The 19,342-nt window shown below is 73.5% G+C and carries 13 protein-coding genes; 2 read left to right on the plus strand and 11 right to left on the minus strand.

The window, feature by feature from the left end; all coding sequences use genetic code 11:
- Window positions 1-9 precede the first annotated feature (9 nt).
- The 9 genes from FHS38_RS13355 to pyrG form a co-directional block, all read right to left on the minus strand.
- Entirely contained in the window at window positions 10-1,380 is a 1,371-nt protein-coding gene (locus tag FHS38_RS13355; protein ID WP_184733734.1) for a pseudouridine synthase, read from the minus strand.
- Window positions 1,380-2,048 (minus strand): SMC-Scp complex subunit ScpB, encoded by a 669-nt coding sequence (scpB, locus tag FHS38_RS13360; RefSeq protein WP_184733735.1) that lies wholly within the window; start codon window positions 2,046-2,048, stop codon window positions 1,380-1,382. Before scpB ends, FHS38_RS13355 begins: the two co-directional genes overlap by 1 nt.
- A complete protein-coding gene (locus tag FHS38_RS13365; protein WP_184733736.1) occupies window positions 2,045-3,004 on the minus strand; it encodes a segregation and condensation protein A in 960 nt (319 codons plus the stop codon). The genes scpB and FHS38_RS13365 overlap by 4 nt, the downstream gene beginning before the upstream one ends.
- A 142-nt stretch (window positions 3,005-3,146) precedes the next feature.
- A complete protein-coding gene (locus FHS38_RS13370; protein WP_184733737.1) occupies window positions 3,147-3,713 on the minus strand; it encodes a hypothetical protein in 567 nt (188 codons plus the stop codon).
- Complete coding sequence (locus FHS38_RS13375) at window positions 3,698-4,828, minus strand: ParA family protein (protein WP_130877043.1); 1,131 nt, start codon at window positions 4,826-4,828, stop codon at window positions 3,698-3,700. The genes FHS38_RS13370 and FHS38_RS13375 overlap by 16 nt, the downstream gene beginning before the upstream one ends.
- A gap of 342 nt (window positions 4,829-5,170) precedes the next feature.
- On the minus strand, window positions 5,171-6,286 hold the full coding sequence (gene ald / locus FHS38_RS13380; RefSeq protein ID WP_184733790.1) for an alanine dehydrogenase: 1,116 nt from the start codon (window positions 6,284-6,286) through the stop codon (window positions 5,171-5,173).
- 150 nt (window positions 6,287-6,436) lie between these two features.
- Window positions 6,437-8,767 (minus strand): tetratricopeptide repeat protein, encoded by a 2,331-nt coding sequence (locus tag FHS38_RS13385; protein ID WP_229822423.1) that lies wholly within the window; start codon window positions 8,765-8,767, stop codon window positions 6,437-6,439.
- 265 nt (window positions 8,768-9,032) lie between these two features.
- Complete coding sequence (locus FHS38_RS13390; protein ID WP_130877044.1) at window positions 9,033-9,659, minus strand: NUDIX domain-containing protein; 627 nt, start codon at window positions 9,657-9,659, stop codon at window positions 9,033-9,035.
- 94 nt (window positions 9,660-9,753) lie between these two features.
- The gene (gene pyrG / locus FHS38_RS13395; RefSeq protein WP_221494912.1) at window positions 9,754-11,418 is read right to left on the minus strand and encodes a CTP synthase; all 1,665 of its coding nucleotides are present in this window, start codon (window positions 11,416-11,418) and stop codon (window positions 9,754-9,756) included.
- A 479-nt stretch (window positions 11,419-11,897) separates the two neighbouring features.
- Between pyrG and FHS38_RS13400 the strand changes: the two genes are divergently transcribed.
- Window positions 11,898-13,700 carry a glycoside hydrolase family 15 protein gene (locus FHS38_RS13400; RefSeq protein ID WP_184733738.1) on the plus strand — a complete coding sequence of 601 codons (1,803 nt, stop codon included), beginning with the start codon at window positions 11,898-11,900 and terminating at the stop codon, window positions 13,698-13,700.
- Between the two features lie 118 nt (window positions 13,701-13,818).
- Window positions 13,819-15,459 (plus strand): PucR family transcriptional regulator, encoded by a 1,641-nt coding sequence (locus FHS38_RS13405; protein ID WP_184733739.1) that lies wholly within the window; start codon window positions 13,819-13,821, stop codon window positions 15,457-15,459.
- Window positions 15,460-16,097: 638 nt separating this feature from the next.
- Here FHS38_RS13405 and FHS38_RS13410 read toward each other — a convergent pair.
- Both FHS38_RS13410 and recN read right to left on the minus strand, forming a co-directional pair.
- Window positions 16,098-17,219 (minus strand): glycosyltransferase family 4 protein, encoded by a 1,122-nt coding sequence (locus tag FHS38_RS13410; protein WP_229822424.1) that lies wholly within the window; start codon window positions 17,217-17,219, stop codon window positions 16,098-16,100.
- A 289-nt stretch (window positions 17,220-17,508) separates the two neighbouring features.
- The gene (recN, locus tag FHS38_RS13415) at window positions 17,509-19,263 is read right to left on the minus strand and encodes a DNA repair protein RecN (RefSeq protein ID WP_184733741.1); all 1,755 of its coding nucleotides are present in this window, start codon (window positions 19,261-19,263) and stop codon (window positions 17,509-17,511) included.
- Between the last annotated feature and the right edge of the window lie 79 nt (window positions 19,264-19,342).

The following is a 19,342-nucleotide window of genomic DNA, read 5'->3' on the forward strand; positions in this document are numbered from 1 at the left end:
CCGCCAGGCCTAGAGGTCGACCTCGCGCATGAGCATGCCGACCTCGGTGTTGGTCAGACGGCGCAGCCAGCCGGACTTCTGGTCGCCGAGGGGGATCGGGCCGAAGCTGGTGCGGACCAGCTTCTCGACCGGGAAGCCCGCCTCGGCGAGCATGCGGCGCACGATGTGCTTGCGGCCCTCGTGGAGGGTGACCTCGACCAGGTAGTTCTTGCCGGTCTGCTGGATCACCCGGAAGTTGTCGGCGCGGGCCCAGCCGTCCTCCAGCTGGATGCCGCTCTTGAGCTGCTTGCCGATGTCACGCGGCAGCGGGCCGGTGATGGCGGCGAGGTAGGTCTTCTGGACGCCGTACTTCGGGTGGGTGAGGCGGTGGGCCAGCTCACCGTGGTTGGTGAGCAGGATGATGCCCTCGGTCTCCGTGTCGAGACGGCCGACGTGGAAGAGCCGGGTCTCGCGGTTGGTGACGTAGTCGCCGAGGCACTGGCGGCCGTCGGGGTCCTCCATGGTGGAGACGACGCCGGCCGGCTTGTTGAGCGCGAAGAAGAGGTAGGACTGGGTGGCGACGGTCAGGCCGTCGACCTTGATCTCGTCCTTCTCCGGGTCCACGCGCAGGCCCTGCTCGATCACGATCTCGCCGTTGACCTCGACCCGGGACTGCTCGATGAGCTCCTCGCAGGCGCGCCTGGAGCCCATGCCGGCACGGGCGAGCACCTTCTGCAGACGCTCACCCTCCTGCTCGGCACCGGGGAACGTCTTGGGGGTCTTGACCTGCGGCTTGTTGTGCCGCTCCCGGTTGCGCTCCTCGATCTTGGCGTCGAGCTCGCGCGGGCGGGCCGGGACGGAGTGACCGCGGGCGGGCCCGCTGGTCCGGCCGCCGGCACCGGCGGTGGGGCTCCTGCGGGGGCCGCCCTTGGCGCCGCCGCGGGCCGACGCGCCGCGGCCGCTGCTGGTGGGACCGCTGGTGCGGCCGCTGGTGGCGCCGCCGCGGGTGCGCTCGGCGTCGGGGCCCACGTCGTAGCGGCGCTCCTCCGGGCGGGGACGGCGCGGACGCTCCTGCGGCCGGTCGTCGCGCTGGCCCCCGGAGCGGCCGCCGTCGTAACGACCGCCTTCGGAACGCCCGCCTTCGGAACGCCCGCCGTCGGGGCGACCGCCGCCGTAGCCGCCGCCGGAGCGACCACCCTCGGGGCGCCCGCCGCCGGAACGACCGCCACCGCCGTAGCCGCCGCCGGAGCGACCGCCCTCAGGGCGACCGCCGCCGGAGCGACCGCCCTCGGGGCGCCCGCCACCGGAGCGTCCGCCCCCGGACGCCGGCCGGGGGGACCCGCCTCGTGCGCCCCGGTCGTCCCGGTTGCCGCTTCCGCTGTTCCTGCCGCTGCTTCGCATCAAAGTTCCGTCTTGTCGTCTGCGTCGGTGTCCGGTGCGTCCGGATCGAACGACGGCACACCTTCCTGAGTGTCGCCCTCGATCGCTTCCGCCTCGGGGAGGAAGGGCGCTAGCTCCGGGAGCTCGTCCAGGCCACGCAGGCCCATTCGCTCCAGAAAGTAATTCGTCGTCCTGTACAGGATCGCACCTGTTTCGGGTTCCGTCCCCGTCTCCTCCACCAGACCCCGCTGGAGGAGGGTGCGCATCACGCCGTCGCAGTTCACTCCACGAACGGCGGAGACCCTCGATCGGCTGACCGGTTGACGGTACGCGACCACGGCCAGGGTCTCCAGCGCGGCCTGTGTCAGCCGGGCCTGCTGGCCGTCGAGGACGAAGCACTCGACGGCGTCGGCGTACGCGGGACGGGTGAAGAAGCGCCAGCCGCCGGCCACCATCCGCAGGTCGAAGCCGCGCCCCTGCGCGGTGTACTCCTCGGAGAGCTCGCGCAGCGCCTGCGCGACCTCGCGGCGGGGCCGCTCCAGGATCCTGGCGAGGTGCTCCTCGGTGGCCGGCTCGTCGACGACCATCAGCACCGCCTCCAGGGCGGGCCCCAGGGGCAGGTCCGCGACCGCCGTCGCCCTCCGCGGCCCCGCGGGCGCGTCCTCGTGTCCGTGTGCCTCGTCGCTCATGCCGTCTCCTCCTGCTCCTGCTGCGGGCCTTCCCCGGGGTCCTCGCCCGGCTCGCGGTCGAACTCGTCCGTCACCACCGGCCGGGCGTCCGCCGCGCCCGTCCAGCGGACCGTCAGCGCGCCCAGCGCCTGCTCCTGGTCCAGGACGACCACCCGCTCGCGGTAGAGCTCCAGCAGCGCCAGGAAGCGCGCCACGACCGTCAGGGTGTCCGGGGCGTCCGCGGTGAGCTGTCCGAAGCTCGCCTCGCCCGCGTCCCGCAGCCGGGCCACGACGACGTCGGCCTGCTCGCGGACGCTGACCAGCGGCGCGTGGATGTGGTCGACGTACACCTCGGGCCGCGGCTTGGGCCGCATCGCCTTCGCGGCGAGCTCGGCGAGGCCGTGCGCGCCGATACCGAGGACGACCTCGGGGAGCAGCTCGGCGTGGTGCGGTTCGAGGCCGACGGTGCGGGCGTACCGGCGGGCCTCCGCCGCCAGCCGCCCGCTGAAGATCTCCGCGATGCGTTTGTACGCCCGGTACTGCAACAGCCGGGCGAACAGCAGGTCCCGGGCCTCCAGCAGTGCGAGGTCCGCCTCGTCCTCGACCTGGGCGACGGGCAGCAGCCGGGCGGCCTTGAGGTCCAGGAGCGTCGCCGCGACGACGAGGAACTCGGTGGTCTGGTCCAGGTCCCAGTCCGGGCCCATGGCCCGGATGTGTGCCATGAACTCGTCGGTGACCTTCGACAGGGCGACCTCGGTGACGTCCAGCTTGTGCTTGGCGATCAGCTGGAGGAGCAGGTCGAACGGGCCCTCGAAGTTGGCGAGCCGGACGGTGAACCGGGCGTCGGCGGGGGCTGTGCCGCCCTCGCCCGCGGCATCGGCCGGGGGCTGCGGTGCCCGTGGTGCCGGTGGCGGTTCCTGCGGTGGCCGGGCCGCGCCGTGGCCGAGGGTTCGGCGGGCGGGCGGGTGTGTCGGCATCGATCGGGGTCCATGGTGCTGGGGAGGGGCGGCCCTGACGGACCGGGCACGGGAGCCCGGCACGACGCGTGGGTACGGGGACCCCCGGAGCCGGTACGGGCCGTCCCGTACGGGGCAGGCCAGGCTATCGGGGCACACCCGCTCAGCGCCCGCGCAGCCGCCGTACGAGAATGCTCGCGTCGCCGCGCGACTCCAGGTCGGCGAGGACGACCGCGACGGCCTCCCGCACGATCCGGCCGCGGTCGACGGCGAGTCCGTGCTCGCCGCGCAGCACCAGCCGGGCGTGTTCGAGGTCCATCAGCTCCTCGGCGGAGACATAGACCGTGATCTTCTCGTCGTGCCGCTCACGGCCGCTGGGCCGGCGGCCCGCACCCCGGCCCCGGCGGCGGCCCTGGGCGGAGGCGGCGGGCTCGCTCTGCGCGGCCGCCGGCCGGGCGCCCGTGGGGCGGTCCCGGTCCGCGGCGGCGGAGCGCCGCCCGTCGGGCTGCTCACGGTCCGTACCGGCTCCGCCGCGGCCACCGCGCTCGTGTCCGTCCGGATTGGCCCCGGCGCCCTGCTCGGGCGCGGAGTCGGATTCGGCGGCCTGGCCGGGGACCCGCGGGGGCGCCTCGCCGCTCGCCTGCCGACGGGGGGAGGAGGACTGGAGCCCCATCCCTCCGGTGGTGCGGAACAGTTCGTCGGCGCCGGGCAGACTCACTCGGCGTGACACCGGGCGAGCACCTCCCTGGCGAGCTGACGGTAGGCGGCGGCACCGACGGAGTTCGACGCGTACGTGGTGATGGGCTCGCCCGCGACCGTGGTCTCGGGGAAGCGCACCGTACGGCCGATGACGGTGTGGTAGACGTGATCGTCGAACGCCTCGACGACGCGCGCGAGGACCTCGCGGCTGTGCACGGTCCGCGAGTCGTACATCGTGGCGAGGATGCCGTCCAGCTCCAGCTCGGGGTTGAGCCGCTCCTGGACCTTCTCGATCGTCTCGGTGAGCAGGGCCACACCGCGCAGCGCGAAGAATTCGCACTCCAGGGGGACGATCACCTTGTGAGCCGCCGTCAGGGCGTTGACGGTGAGCAGACCGAGCGAGGGCTGACAGTCGATGACGATGTAGTCGTAGTCGGCCATCAGCGGCTTGAGCGCCCGCTGGAGGGTGGACTCGCGGGCCACCTCGCTGACGAGCTGGACCTCGGCCGCGGACAGGTCGATGTTGCTGGGCAGCAGGTCCATGTTGGGCACGGCCGTCTTCAGCAGCACCTCGTCGGCCTGCATGCCCCGCTCCATGAGCAGGTTGTAGACCGTCAGGTCCAGCTCCATCGGATTGACGCCGAGGCCGACGGAGAGGGCGCCCTGCGGGTCGAAGTCGACGAGCAGCACCCGGCGTCCGTACTCCGCGAGCGCGGCGCCCAGGTTGATGGTCGAGGTGGTCTTGCCGACCCCGCCCTTCTGGTTGCACATCGCGATGATCTTCGCGGGGCCGTGGTCGGTCAGCGGCCCCGGGATCGGGAAGTAGGGCAGCGGCCGTCCGGTGGGGCCGATGCGCTCGCGACGTTGACGGGCGGCGTCGGGCGCGAGCGTGGCAGCGTATTCGGGATCGGGCTCGTACTCCGCGTCGGGGTCGTAAAAGTGCCCCTCGGGCACGTCCTCGTAGTCGGCGAGAGGGGCGGAGTCTCTGCCGCCGCGGTCGCCGGCCATGGCGTTCACGTGATGGCCGTCCATGCTCTGGTGGGCTGTCGTCGTCGTGCTCTGGATGTGGTGGCGGGCTGCGAAGGTGTGGACAGCGACGGAGCCGACAGCTTCGAGCCCCACGGGACTCTGGCCCTGCGCAGACATTCCTGGGTGACCACCCCCGGGAGCAAATGTCGACTCATTCACAAGTCGTCCTACCTCCTTGGTGACCAGGAAACATCTAGATAGGTCAGCGTGGCACCATGCCGACGGTCTGCGACTCTATGGCGTGTCGGCGGTTCGCAGCAACACAATCCGCCGGAGACAGCGCGATGTGTCGGCAATCGAACAGCCTTCTGTCAAGGGTGTACGGCCCATAACCCGGAACTTTCACGGGCGGGTGCGCCGATGCGAAAACAGCCCGGCCGGGCCTTGCTCAGCAAGGCCCGGCCGGGTGCACGCTCTTGGTGTGTCGCGTTGACGACGCACCGGGATTCAGCGGAGAAGTCAGCCGAGGAGCGCGCTCAGTTCGACCTGCGGCAGACCGTGCGCCTCGGCGACGGGGCCGTAAACGACCTGTCCCCCGTGGGTGTTGAGACCCTTGGCGAGAGCGGCGTCCCGGCTCAGCGCCTCCTGCCAGCCGCGGTTCGCCAGCTCCACGATGTAGGGCAGCGTGGCGTTGGTCAGCGCGTAGGTGGAGGTGTGCGGCACCGCGCCCGGCATGTTGGCGACGCAGTAGAAGACGGAGTTGTGGACCTCGAAGGTCGGCTCCGCGTGGGTGGTGGGACGGGAGTCCTCGAAGCAGCCGCCCTGGTCGATCGCAATGTCGACAAGGACACTTCCGGGCTTCATCTTGGCGACGAGCTCGTTGGTGACCAGCTTCGGGGCCTTGGCGCCCGGGATGAGGACGGCACCGATGACGAGGTCGGCCTCGACGACGGCCTTCTCCAGCTCGAAGGCGTTGGAGACGATCGTCTGGATCTTCGTGCCGAAGATCTTGTCGGCCTCGCGGAGCTTGTTGATGTCACGGTCGAGCAGCGTGACGTGGAAGCCCATGCCGATGGCGATCTGGGCCGCGTTCCAGCCGGAGACGCCACCGCCGATGACGACGGCCTTGCCCGCCGAGGTACCCGGGACGCCGCCCGGCAGCACGCCGCGGCCGCCGGCCGAGCGCATCAGGTGGTAGGCGCCGACCTGCGGGGCCAGCCGGCCCGCGACCTCGGACATGGGGGCGAGCAGCGGCAGCGCGCGGGTCGCGGTCTCCACGGTCTCGTACGCGATGGCGGTGGTGCCGGACTCCAGCAGCGCGTCCGTGCACTCGCGGGAGGCGGCGAGGTGCAGGTAGGTGAAGAGCGTCTGCTCCTTGCGGAGGCGGTGGTACTCCTCGGCGATGGGCTCCTTGACCTTCAGCAGCAGGTCGGCGGTCTCCCACACCTCGTCGGCCGTCTCCAGGATGTTCGCCCCGGCGGCGACGTACTCGGCGTCGGTGATGGAGGAGCCGACACCGGCGTTCTTCTCCACGTAGACCTGGTGGCCGTTACGCACCAGCTCATGCACGCCGGCGGGCGTGATGGCCACGCGGAACTCGTTGTTCTTGACCTCGCGGGGGATGCCGACCTTCACGTCGATCACGGTCCTTGAATCAGATAATGACAGGCTAATCCGGATATGCCGGGGCATACCAGAGCAGACCGCGTCGATCGCGGCCCGACCAGTCTAATGAAGGATCTCGCGCTGTCTAGCCTTGTAAAGGGTCAATCTTTTCGCGAACCACTACTGATTTCGTAGGCTGCCCTTCGGGACCTGCTGGCCCTGCCGGTTCTGGGTCCGGTTCTGGGTCCGGTTCTGAGCCGCCTTCGAGGTCGTGGTTCCGGCGAGGCCGGAGATCCCACCACCCCCGGCTATCCGGGTCCCGGCCGCGCCGGACTGCGGATCGCCGGCCCCCTCCGGCTCGGCGGCGCCTACGCCCGCGGGAGCCGCCTCCAGGAGCCGCTCGGCCTCGGTGCGGTGCAGATCGGCGGCCGCCGGGTCGCCGAGGCGCTCCAGGGTGTCCGCCAGCCGCAGCCGGACCGCCGCCTGCAGCCTGGTGTCGCCCGCCTGCCGGGCGCACTCCACCGCCTCCAGGCAGGTGCGCAACGCCTCCTGCGGCCGGCCCGCGTACTCCTGCACCCGGGCGGCCTCGCTCAGTGCCCGCGCGTGGCCGGGCAGGTCCCGCAGCCTGCGGCACGCGGCCGCCGCCGCGCGCCAGCTGCGCAGCGCGTCGCCCCACTCGCCCGCGTAGGTGTACACCGCGCCGAGCCGCCCGTAGAGCCGCGCCTCGTCGGCGAGTTCACCCCGCGTCAGCCGCAGCTCGAGTCCGCGCCGGTACCAGTCGGCGGCACGCTGCCAGTCGCCGAGCTCCTGGTGCGCGGCGGCGATGGACTCCAACGAGCGGCTGGTGGCGTACGGGTCACCCGACTCGCGCGCCGCCCGCAGCGCCTCCCGGTAGCGGTCCAGCGCCTCCGTCGTGCGTCCGGCGCGGGCGTCCAGGTCACCGAGGTTCAGCAGCGCCGCGCCCTTCTCCAGGGGCATCTCGCAGCGCTGGGCGACGTCGAGGACCAGTTGGTGCAGTCCGTACAGCTCCGGCGCCGCCCGCTCGGCCCCCAGATGGGCCGTCAGCGCCCGGGTCAGCGCGGAGACCAACCGCCGGGCGAGGGTGTCGAGCCGACCGTCCTCGACCGCCAGCCGGGCCGCGGCCAGCAGCGACGGCAGCCGCGCCAGCAGCCACTCCTCGGCGGCCTGCCGGGTGGGAAAGCGCAGCGGGCGCGGCAGTTCGGCGATCCTCTTCCGGGTGGCGAGGTCCCCCGTTTCGGTGATGGCCCGGCAGGAGTGCAGCTGGCGTACGGTCCGCTCCAGCATCCGCGCCCGCGCCAACTCCACCTCGGCGGGCCGCTCCCGCTCGTACAGCGCGGCCCGCAGCATCGGCGCGAGGCAGCCGGGCACCCGGTACTGGGGGGCCGGCGGCTCGCAGGACCGGGTGGCGGCCCCGAGCGGCCCACCCGGCACACCCGGTGCCCCGGCGGACACGGCCGGCACCTCGGCGGGTTCGGCGCGCAGGAACCCCTGGACGGTGAATTCCTCCAGCGCGGCCTGGGCGGCGGAGACCGAACAGCCCGCCAGCGCGGAGGTGGTGTGGGCGTCGACGAGCCCGGCGGGGGCCAGGGCGAGCAGCCGCAGGATCCGGGCGGGGGTCTGCGGCAGCGATTCGTAGGCGAGCCGGAAGGCCCGGCCCAGCGGACGGCCGCCGACCCCTTCGTGACCTTCGGCGGGCGCCAGTTCCCGCAGCCGCTTGGCCACGTCGACGACCGACATCTTGGGCCGGGCCGCGAGCCAGCCACCGACGAGGACCAGTGCCGCGGGCTGACCGCCGCACTCCTCCACGACGCAGGCCGCGGCCACCGGGTCGCAGGTGATCCGGGTGGGGCCCGCGTACCACTCCAGGAGATCGACGGCGGCGGCCACGTCGAGGCCGCCGAGGGTGCAGGGCCGCACATCGGGGACGCCCGTCAGCGGCCCCCGGGAGACGGCGACGACCAAGCACGCCGATTCGTCCGGCAGCAGCGGGTCCACCTGCTCGGCGCCCGCCGCGTCGTCGTAGAGCAGCACCACCCGGCGGCCGTCCAGCGCGCCGCGCAGCGCCTCGGTCAGCTCGTCCTCCCCGGCCCCGGCCGGTACGGGCGCGCCGAGCGCGGTGAGCAGGGCGCGGGCGGTCCGTTCGGTGGGGACGGGTTCCCCGTCGACCCCCGTGAGGCGGGCGCGCACTACCCCGTCCGGGTACTCCTCGGCCAGCCGTCTCACCAGCTCCTCGGCCAGCGCGGTGCGTCCGGAGCCGGGCCGTCCGGCGATGAGCAGCACCCGGCTGCGCGGGGTCTTGCGGCCGGAGAGCGTGTCGAGCCCGGCGCGGACGATGTCGGCGCGCAGCGCCTTGAGCTCGCGGCCCCGGCCGACGAACCGGTCCGACGCGGCGCGGACCTGACGGGTTCTCACCCCGGTACCCATGGCGGACAGCCGCCGCTCGGGCGGAGCCGCCGCCAGTCCTCCGGTCTCCACCGCCTGCTCCGCCACGGGGCCCACTCCCGTCCACCTGCACGCACGAGCCCGTCGCGGCCGCGGCGGGAACGCTTCGAGCCTAGTTCACCGTCCGCCACACCTCGGGGGAAGCCCGATCCGCCTCACCGAAGATCACCTATTCGGTTGGCCGTATCGTCCGACGGGGTCGCGCCTTGCACCACCGCTGCGCGGCGGTGTCCTCAAGCGCCGGACGGGCTTGAGGACGCGCCCGCAGGACGCCCGCCGCCGCAGACGGCAAAGATCAGGCTACGGGGACCGCTCACACCTCGAACGGCCGGGCAGGCCACGGCGCCTGTGCCGGGCGGAGGTCGTCGAGGGCACCCGCGGCCCGCGCCGCGGCGAGCGAGAGGACGCCCACGACCAGGCAGTTGTTGTGGAGGTCACCCGCGAGGACGCCACGCACCAGCTCGTCCAGCGGCACGCGCGCCAGCTCCATGTCGGCCTCCTCCTCGGAGACCTCGAACCGCTCGCCCTCCACGTCGGACAGATCGCGGGCCAGGAAGACCCGTACGGCCTCGTCGCAGCCGCCCGGCGTGGTGTAGACGTCGGTGAGGACCCGCCAGTCCTCCGCCTTGACGTGCGCCTCCTCGTACAGCTCGCGCTGGGCCGCGCGCAGCGGGTTCTCGCCGGGGATGTCGAGCAGACCGGCCGGGATCTCCCACAGCCGCTGGCGCACCGGGTGGCGGTACTGCTTGAGGACCAGCACCCGGTCCTGCTCGTCGAGGGCGAGGACGGCGACCGAGCCGGGGTGCACCTGGTAGTCGCGCGTGACGGTCGAGCCGTCCGGCATCACCACCGCGTCCGTGACCACGCTGGTCTTGTTGCCGACGAACGGCGTCTTCGTCTCGGTGACCCGCCACTCCTCGGCGTTGTCCTTGATGCCCATGTGCGTCCTTCCGAAAAACAGAGACCGGGGTGAGGGTCTCCTGGAAGACCCTCACCCCGGTAACCGTATAGGCCGACTGCCGGTCGGCCCGCGATCAGCCCTGCTGAGCGGACTGCTGGCGGGCGACGGCCGCCTTGACCAGACCCGCGAAGAGCGGGTGCGGACGGGTCGGGCGGGAGCGCAGCTCCGGGTGCGCCTGGGTGGCGACCAGGTAGGGGTGCGTCTCGCGCGGGTACTCGACGTACTCGACGAGCTTGTTGTCCGGGGAGGTGCCCGAGAAGACCAGACCGGCCTTCTTCTCCAGCTCGGCGCGGTAGGAGTTGTTCACCTCGTAGCGGTGACGGTGGCGCTCCTCGACGTAGGGCTCGTTGTCGTAGACCTCACGGACGATGGAGCCCTCGGCGAGCTTCGCCGGGTACATGCCCAGGCGCATGGTGCCACCCATGTCGCCCTCACCGGCGACGATGTCCATCTGCTCGGCCATGGTGGAGATGACCGGGTTGGCGGTGGCCGGGTCGAACTCGGTGGAGTTCGCGCCCTCGATGCCGGCGAGGTTGCGCGCGGCCTCGATGACGACGCACTGCAGACCCAGGCACAGGCCCAGCAGCGGGACCTTGTTCTCACGGGCGTAGGTGATCGCGCCGACCTTGCCGTTCACACCACGGTCGCCGAAGCCGCCCGGGATGCAGATCGCGTCGACGTCGGCGAGCTGCTTCTTGGCGCCCGCGGGCGTCTTGCAGTCGTCCGAGGCGACCCACTTGACCTTGACCTTGGCGCGGTTGGCGAAGCCGCCGGCGCGGATGGCCTCGGTGACCGAGAGGTAGGCGTCGGGCAGGTCGATGTACTTGCCGACGAGCGCGACGGTGACCTCGTGGTCGGGGTTGTGGACGCGGTCCAGCAGGTCCTCCCACTGGGTCCAGTTCACGTCGCGGAACGGCAGGTCGAGCTTGCGCACGACGTAGGCGTCCAGGCCCTCGGTGTGCAGCACCTTGGGGATGTCGTAGATCGAGGGGGCGTCGATCGCGGCCACCACGGCGTCCTCGTCGACGTCGCACATCAGCGAGATCTTGCGCTTGATCGCGGTCGGCACCTCGCGGTCGGCGCGCAGCACGATCGCGTCGGGCTGGATGCCGATGTTGCGCAGGGCGGCGACCGAGTGCTGGGTCGGCTTGGTCTTGAGCTCGCCCGAGGGGCCGATGTACGGCAGGAGCGAGATGTGCACGACGAAGACGTTGTCGCGGCCGACCTCGTGGCGGACCTGACGGACCGTCTCCAGGAACGGCAGCGATTCGATGTCGCCGACGGTGCCGCCGACCTCGGTGATCACGACGTCGACGTCGTCGGTCGCCATGCGCCGGATGCGGTGCTTGATCTCGTTGGTGATGTGCGGGATGACCTGCACGGTGTCGCCCAGGTACTCGCCGCGCCGCTCCTTGGCGATCACGGTGGAGTAGACCTGGCCGGTGGTGACGTTGGCGGAGCCGTCGAGGTCGACGTCGAGGAAGCGCTCGTAGTGGCCGATGTCGAGGTCGGTCTCGGCGCCGTCGTTGGTGACGAACACCTCACCGTGCTGGAACGGGTTCATCGTGCCGGGGTCGACGTTCAGGTACGGGTCGAGCTTCTGCATCGTGACCCGCAGACCCCGCGCCTTGAGCAGCGCACCCAGGCTGGAGGCGGTCAGCCCCTTGCCGAGCGAGGAAGCGACACCCCCGGTGACGAAGAGGTGCTTGGTCGTCGTGGGCTTTGCGGCAATGGCCAAAGGGGGGCTCCCGTGGTCGCGAGGTGAGGTGCGTATCGGCGATCACCCGGATTTCTTCGGGGGTGCCGTCGCTGCGGTTGGGGGGTCTTGCGCCCACCGGTCCACGGGGTACCAGGGTATCAGCGCCCGGGGCCGGACGCGTCCGGCGAGGCCGTGGCGGCTCCTCGACGGGCCCCTCGAGGGCTTCGGGGTGCCTCCTTCGTGTCCCTTCGGCGCCCCTTCCCCGCCCCCTCGGCGACCCCTCGCGGACACCTCCGCCGGCCCGTCCGGTCCGGCCTCCCGGGCCACCCATTCGGCACAGTTTCCTCCACCAACTGTCGCGCGTCACACCAACTGGGCGTCGTATCCTGCACGGACACATGCAGCGAGCCGGCCGGCACGGCACCATCCCTGCCCCTCCCCGGAACAAGAGCTCGTCAAAGATCGCTTGACCGCAAGAGGACCCTTCGGGGTCACGTGGCCGTTCGACTGGAGATGACGTGGCCGGGCGTATCGAGGATTACGCACTCATCGGCGATATGCAGACCGCCGCCCTTGTCTGCCGGGACGGCACGGCCGACTGGCTGTGCCTCCCCCGCTTTGATTCCCACGCGACGTTCGCCGGGCTGCTGGGCACCGAGGAGCACGGCTTCTGGCGCATCGGTCCCGCACACCCCTCGGGGGCGGCGCCACCGTACGCGGACCGGCGGCGGTACCGGGGGGACTCCCTCGTGCTCGAATCCGAATGGGACACCCCGCGCGGCACCGTGCGGGTGATCGACTTCATGCCGCCGCGTGACGGCGCGCCCCAGCTGATCCGGATCGTGGAAGGCGTCAGCGGCCGGGTGCCGATGCGCTCCTCGCTGCGGATGCGGTTCTCCTACGGGCGGGTCGTGCCGTGGGTGCACAAGGTCGGCGACCGCACGGTGGCCGTCGCGGGCCCCGACTCGGTGTGGCTGGACACCTCGGCCGAGACCTTCGGCAAGGACCTCACCACCTACTCCGACTTCACCGTCTCCCCCGGCGAGCGGGTCGCCTTCACCATCAGCTGGCAGCCCTCGCACCGCGAGCCGCCGGCGCTGCCCGACCCGGAGGGGTCGCTGGAGTCGACGGAGGAGTTCTGGCGGGAGTGGGTCGAGCACTGTACGTACCACGGCCCCTACCGGGACGCCGTCGTCCGCTCGCTGATCACCCTCAAGGCGCTCACCTACGCCCCGACGGGCGGCATCGTCGCCGCGCCCACCACCTCGCTGCCCGAGGACATCGGCGGCTCCCGGAACTGGGACTACCGCTTCACCTGGCTGCGGGACGCCGCGATCACCCTCTCCTCGCTGCTGCGCACCGGCTACCGCGAAGAGGCGCGGGCCTGGCGCGAGTGGCTGCTCCGCGCGGTCGCCGGCGACCCGGAGAACCTCCAGATCATGTACGGCATCGCGGGAGAGCGCGAGCTGGGCGAGGCGGAGCTGCCGTGGCTGCCGGGCTATGAGAACTCCGGCCCGGTCCGGATCGGCAACGGCGCGGCGGGCCAGCTCCAGCTGGACGTCTACGGCGAGGTCACCGAGGCGCTGCACCTCGCGCACATGACCGGGCTCGCCCGCAACGACTACGCCTCGCTCCTCCAGCTGCGCCTCATCGGTTATCTCGAGGACCACTGGAACGAGCCGGACGAGGGCATCTGGGAGGTGCGCGGCCCGAGGCGCCACTTCGTGCACTCCAAGGTGATGGCCTGGGTGGCGGTGGACCGCACCATCAAGCTCCTGGAGTCCGGGGACGTGGACGGCCCGCTGGAGCGCTGGCGCGAGCTGCGCGACGACATCCACCGGGACGTCTGCGAGAAGGGTTACGACAAGGAGCGCAACACCTTCACGCAGTCGTACGGCTCCAAGGAGCTGGACGCCTCGCTGCTGCTGATCCCGCAGATGGGCTTCCTGCCGCCCGACGACAAGCGCGTCATCGGCACCATCGAGGCCATCCAGCGCGAGCTGTCGACGCCGGACGGCTTCGTCCTGCGCTACCCGACCGCCGGCGAGGACGCGGGCGTGGACGGGCTGGAGGGTGACGAAGGGGCCTTCCTGGCCTGCTCGTTCTGGCTGGCGGACGACCTCGCGATGATCGGCCGGGTGGACGAGGCCCGGCAGCTCTTCGAGCGGCTGCTGGCGCTCCGCAACGACCTGGGCCTGCTCGCGGAGGAATGGGATCCGCGCCTGCAGCGGCAGGTGGGCAACTTCCCGCAGGCGTTCAGCCACGTGCCGCTGATCGACACGGCGCTGCGGCTGACGGCGTCGAGCGCGTTCGGGGGCTGACCGGGCGGAACGCGTACGGTCGCGGCGGCGCTCCGGCCGCCGTGGCCGAGGCGGCCCGGGACGGGTGACGCGGCGGCCTTCCGGCCTGGCCGTCGGCGTTCCCTGCGAGGATCGGGGCATGGAACCGCGAGGCCCGCAAGGGACGATCACCGTGGCGCGGGCTCTCGAACTGCCCGCGCTGCGCCGGGGGCTGCCCGAGGTCGTGGCCGCCGCCGACCGGCTGGACCGGCCGGTGCGCTGGGTGCACGCCGGAGAGTCGCCGAACATCGCCACCCTGCTCAAGGGCGGCGAGCTGCTGCTGACCACCGGCCTGGGAGTGGGCACCCGCCCCGCCGAGCAGCGCGCCTTCGTCCGCGGACTGGTGGAGCGGGACATCGCGGCCCTGGTGGTGGAGCTGGGCGCGCGCTTCGCGACGCTGCCCACCGCGGTGGTGGACACGGCGCGCTCCTACGGTCTGCCGCTCGTCCAGCTGCACCGGGAGGTGCCGTTCGTGGCGGTCACCGAGGAGATCCACACCGAGCTGGTCAATGAGCACTACGCCCTGCTGCGCCGCGCCGAGGAGGTGCACCGCCAGTGCACGCGGGTGCTGCTGGACGGGGGCGGGGTGCCCGAGATCCTCAGACTGTTCGCGGGCTTCGCGGGCAACCCGGTCTTCCTGGAGACGCCGGACGGCCGGCTGCTGTACGCGACCGGGCCCACGCCTCAGCCGGGCGCCGCCGATCCGCTCCAGGTCTGGGAGGGCCTGCGGGCCCGGGCCGCCCCGGGCGGGGGCCTCGCGGGCAGCGTGCTCGCCGACATCCCGGGCAGCGGCCCGGGCCCCGACGCGGTACGGGCACGGCTGGCCGTCCTGCCGGTGAACGCGCCGCTCGCACCGGTGCACCGCATCGCCGCGGACCGCACGGCGGGGCTGCTGGCGGTCGTCCTGCTCCAGGAGCGCCAGGAGGAGGAGCTGGCGGCGCGGGGGCGCGGCGACTTCCTGACGGACCTCGCCGAGGAGCGGCTCGACCCGGCGGACGCGCCCGCCCAGGCCCGGGTCCTGGGCTTCAGGCCGGGCCCGGGGCCGCTGCTGCCGGTGGTCCTGCGGCCGGAGGCCCGGCATGCGGGACCGGCACCGGCGGACAGCTGGGCGGCTCTGGCCCATGCGGTGCGGGAGGAGCTGACGGCGGTGGGCGCGCCGGTGCTGCTGGGCGTGCGCCTGCCGGAGGGCCGGATGCCGCTGCTGGTCGGGCTGCGCGAGGAGGCCGACCGGCCGGCGGTCGCCGAGCGGGTGGCGGCGGCGCTACGGGCCGGGGTGGAGCGGGCGTGGCCGGAACGGGCGGGTTCCCGGCCGCCGGTCGTGGTGGTCGGCGCGGCGGTCGGCTGGGCGACGGCGGGTGCGGCCCTGCGGCACGCGGCGGACGCGGCGACGGCGGCGCAGGGGCTGCCGGACCGGCCCTGGCACGACGTGCGGCGGCTGGACGTCGACCTGCTGCTGTGGCGGCTGCGCTCCCACGGCGATCTGGCGGCGTTCGTCGAGCGGGTCATCGGCCCGCTCCTCGCCCACGACCGCGCCGCCCGCCCGCCGCTCCTGCCGACTCTGGAGACCTATCTCGCCCACGCGGGCCGCAAGGCGGAGACCGCCCGCGAGCTGCACCTCAACCGCCAGACCCTCTACGACCGCCTGGCCCGCATCGCCCGTCTGCTGGGCACGGACCTGGAGGACCCACAGACGGCCCTGGCCCTGAGCCTGGCCCTCCAGGCCCGGCGGCATGTGGCATGAACACAGCGGCCCCACCGGCCGGGCCCCGGCTCGGCGCCGGACCACCGGTCTGCCGTGCCGGCCGGGCGGCCGCCGCCTGGGGCAGTCACCTGACCAGGCCTCGTCCCCCGGCACCGCCCCGGCCCTGCACGCCTCGCGGCAAGTGACGTGAACACGGTGGCTCCACCGGCCGGGCACACCGGCCCCGCGCGGGCGGGCGCGCGTCGGCCCGGGTGGCGCCACGGCGCCCGGCCGGCCGGGCCCATCCGGCAGTGCCGGGGCCGCCGGGATCCGGCGTCGGGCGCGCGCCCGACGACGTACCGCGCCGCCGTGCCTGGCCGGCCGCACGGAGTCGGACTCCGGGCTGCTGCTGGGGTCCGGCCGCCGACCCTGCGAGGGCCTCACCACCTGGCTGACCGTGCCGATCCGCACTACCGGCCGCCGGGATCCGGCGGCCTGCCGGCCGACAGGGCCGCACCACCCCACCTGCCCGGCCGCACGGCGCCAGGCCGCTGCCACAAGCCAGGCCCGCTCAGGACCGGGCCGTCGCCGGACCGGTCGGGCCGGGCCGGGCCCGACGGCTCGTACCGCGACGGTGCACCGTCCCGGCGGGCAGACCCCGGCCGGGCAGAGGCCGGACGGCACCGTGTCCGACGCCGTCAGGCACCCCGCTGGCTCAGCTCGTCGTAGATGCTCAGGACGTGGGCGACCGTGTCGTCCTCGGAGGGCCAGCTCGCCGCCTGGGCACGGCCCGCGGTGACGAGTTCGGCGCGGCGGGCGGGGTCGTCGAGGAGACGGGTGACGGCGGCGGACAGGGCGTCCGGGTCACCGTAGGGGACGAGTTCGGCGGCGTCGCCGACCAGGTCGGGGACGCCGCCGACCGACGTCGCGACCAGCGGGACGCCCGCGTGCAGCGCCTCCTGGGCAAGGAGCGAGCGGGCCTCCCAACGGCTCGGCAGGATCGCCACATCGGCCGCCGCCAGCAGTTCGGGCACGTCGTCGCGACGGCCGACCAGCCGGATCGGCAGGGCCTCGGTCTCGATCCGGTGCTGCAGCCACGGCCGCTCGGGGCCCTCGCCCGCCACGATCAGCAGGGGTTCGGGATCCAGCTCGCGCCAGGCCCGGGCGGCGTCGAGGAGCGGGCCGTACCCCCGGCCCGGCTCCAGACGGCCGACGGCGACCAGCAAGGGCCGGGCCACCGCGCCGAGTTCGGCGCGAGCCTTGTGCCGCAGGGAGTCGTCATCCGGTGGTCCGGGGCGCGGCGCGGGCACCGCCACCGGCGCCAGCCGGGCGTCGCGCGCGCCGCGCCGCCGGGCCCGGTCCACGAGGTCCGACGAGGCGCCGAGCAGTACGGCCGCGGCCCGTGCCGCGCGCCGCTCCATCAGCCGCACGACCTGGGCCCGCGCGCCCTGCGCGCGCACCTTCGTGTGCCAGGTGACGACCAGCGGGGTGTGCCGGCCGCGCAGCGCCAGCGCCGCCAGCACCCCCGAGCGCAGTCCGTGCGCGTGCACGACGTCGGCGCTGAGGCTGGCGGCCCGGATCCCGGCGACCGCCGACGCGTCCGCGCACGTCGGCAGCGGGGCGAACGAGGCTCCCGAGCCCGCGAAGGCGTACCCCTCCCCCGTCCCGCGCGGCGCGCACACCGTCACCCGCAGTCCGCGCGCCACGAGTCCGGCCGCGAGCGACCGTACGTGCGCGCCACTGCCCGCGCTCCCGCTGCCCAGGACCTGTACGGCGTGCAGGGACGGCCGCGTGTGCGACGGGCCGGGTGTACTGCTCACGCGGGCGGAGCTCCTGATTCGACGTCGGCGGAGTCGGGCAGAGTCGGGCAGAGTCGTACGACACGGTGCTGAGCCCAGGATGCCAGCCCCCACCGACATCCCTGCACCAGCATTGCGTGATTTGTCGGCCTTACCTCGCCCACGCATCCACGGATTCACTCACATGAGTGACCAGGGTGTCCGTAACCAAGACCAGGCCGCGCCATCGCCGACGAGCGGCCGCCCCCGGCCCGGTCAGAGCCCGGCCGGGCGTCGCCCCGCGCCCGGTCGGTGCCCGTCGGGGGACCGCTCAGTGCCCCGTTTCGCGGGCCGCGGCCAGGAGTTCCTCGGCGTGGGCGCGGGCCAGCTGGGAGTCCTCCTGGCCCGCCAGCATGCGGGAGAGTTCGCGCACCCGGTCCTCGCCCTCCATGGCCTGGACGCCGCTTCGGGTCACCGAGCCCTCGTGGGTCTTCTCCACCACCAAATGGCGGTCGGCGAAGGCCGCGACCTGGGGGAGGTGGGTGACCACCACGACCTGCGCGGTCCGGGCGAGCCGGGCCAGCCGGCGGCCGACCTCGACGGCGGCCTTGCCGCCGACACCGGCGTCGACCTCGTCGAAGAGGTACGTCGGCACGGGGTCGGAGCCCGCGAAGACCACCTCGACGGCGAGCATGACGCGGGACAGCTCACCACCGGACGCGCCCTTGGCGATGGGGCGCGGCTGGGCGCCGGGGTGCGGGGCGAGCAGCAGCTCGACGTCGTCGGCGCCGTGCGGACCGTACGCGACGGCCCGGCCGGCGACCTCGATGCCGGACTCCGGCACGTCCACCTCGGTCTGCCGGACGGAGAAGGTGACGCGCGCGTGCGGCATGGCGAGCGAGGCGAGTTCGGCGGTGACCGCGTCGGCGAATCGCTTCGCCGCCTCCGTACGGGCGTCGGTCAGTGCCTGCGCCAGCTCGCCCAGCTCGGCGCGGAGCGCGTCCCGCTCGGCGGTGAGTTCGCCGATGCGGTCGTCGTCGCCCTCCAGCTCGCCGAGCCGGGCCGCGCTCTCCTCGGCCCAGGCCAGCACGGCGGCGATGTCCGGCCCGTACTTGCGGGTCAGGTGGGTCAGGGCGGCGCGCCGCTCCTCCACCGCCGCGAGCCGGCGGGGGTCGGCGTCGAGGTCGGAGGCGTAACCGGCCAGCTCCCCGGCCACGTCCGCGAGCAGGATGCCGAGCTCGCCGAGCCGCTCGGCGAGCGAGGCGAGGGCGGGGTCGTGGGAGCGCACGGACTCCAGGGTGCGGTGCGCGCCCGCGACGAGGCTGGTGGCGTCGAACGCCTCCGGGTCCTCGGGGTTCCCGGCGAGGGCGGCGTGCGCGGCGGTGGCCGCGGAGGAGAGGGCCTCGGCGTGGCCGAGCCGCTCGGCCTCGGCGGCGAGTTCGGCGTCCTCCCCCGGCAGGGGTTCGGTGGCGGCGATCTCGTCCAGGCCGAAGCGCAGCAGATCGGCCTCCTGGGCACGCTCACGGGCGCGCGTGGTCAGCTCCTCCAGCTCGGCGACGACGGCCCGCAGCCTGCGGTAGGCGCCGCCGTACTTGGCGAGCGGCACGGACACCGCGTCGCCCGCGTACCGGTCGAGGGCCTGCCGCTGCCGGGCCGGGCGCAGCAGCCCCTGCTGGTCGGTCTGGCCGTGCACGGCGACGAGGTCGTCCGCCAGCTCGGCCAGCAGCCCCACGGGCACGCTCCGGCCGCCGAGGTGGGCGCGCGAGCGCCCCTCGGCGGAGAGGGTGCGGCTGATGAGCAGCGTGCCGTCGTCGAGTTCGGCGCCGGCCTCCTCGGCCCGTACGGCCGCGGGCGACCGGTGGTCGACGGTGATCCTCCCCTCGACCACGGCGGCCTTGGCGCCCACCCGCACCAGGGCGGGGTCGGCGCGCCCGCCGAGCAGCAGACCGAGGCTGGTGACGACCATGGTCTTGCCCGCGCCGGTCTCGCCGGTCACCGCGGTGAAACCGGGTGACAGCTCGACCACCGCGTCATCAATGACGCCCAAGGACCGGATCCGCATCTCCTCCAACACGGATACGACCATACGAGGTTCTGAGGGCGCCTCGCGACGGCCACCCCCACCGACCGTCCTGGGGACAGCCCCACCACCGGTCCGGGTGATC

Origin of the sequence: Streptomyces netropsis, from assembly GCF_014203545.1 — a bacterium.
In the GTDB taxonomy this organism is placed as follows: Bacteria; Actinomycetota; Actinomycetes; order Streptomycetales; family Streptomycetaceae; genus Streptomyces; species Streptomyces netropsis.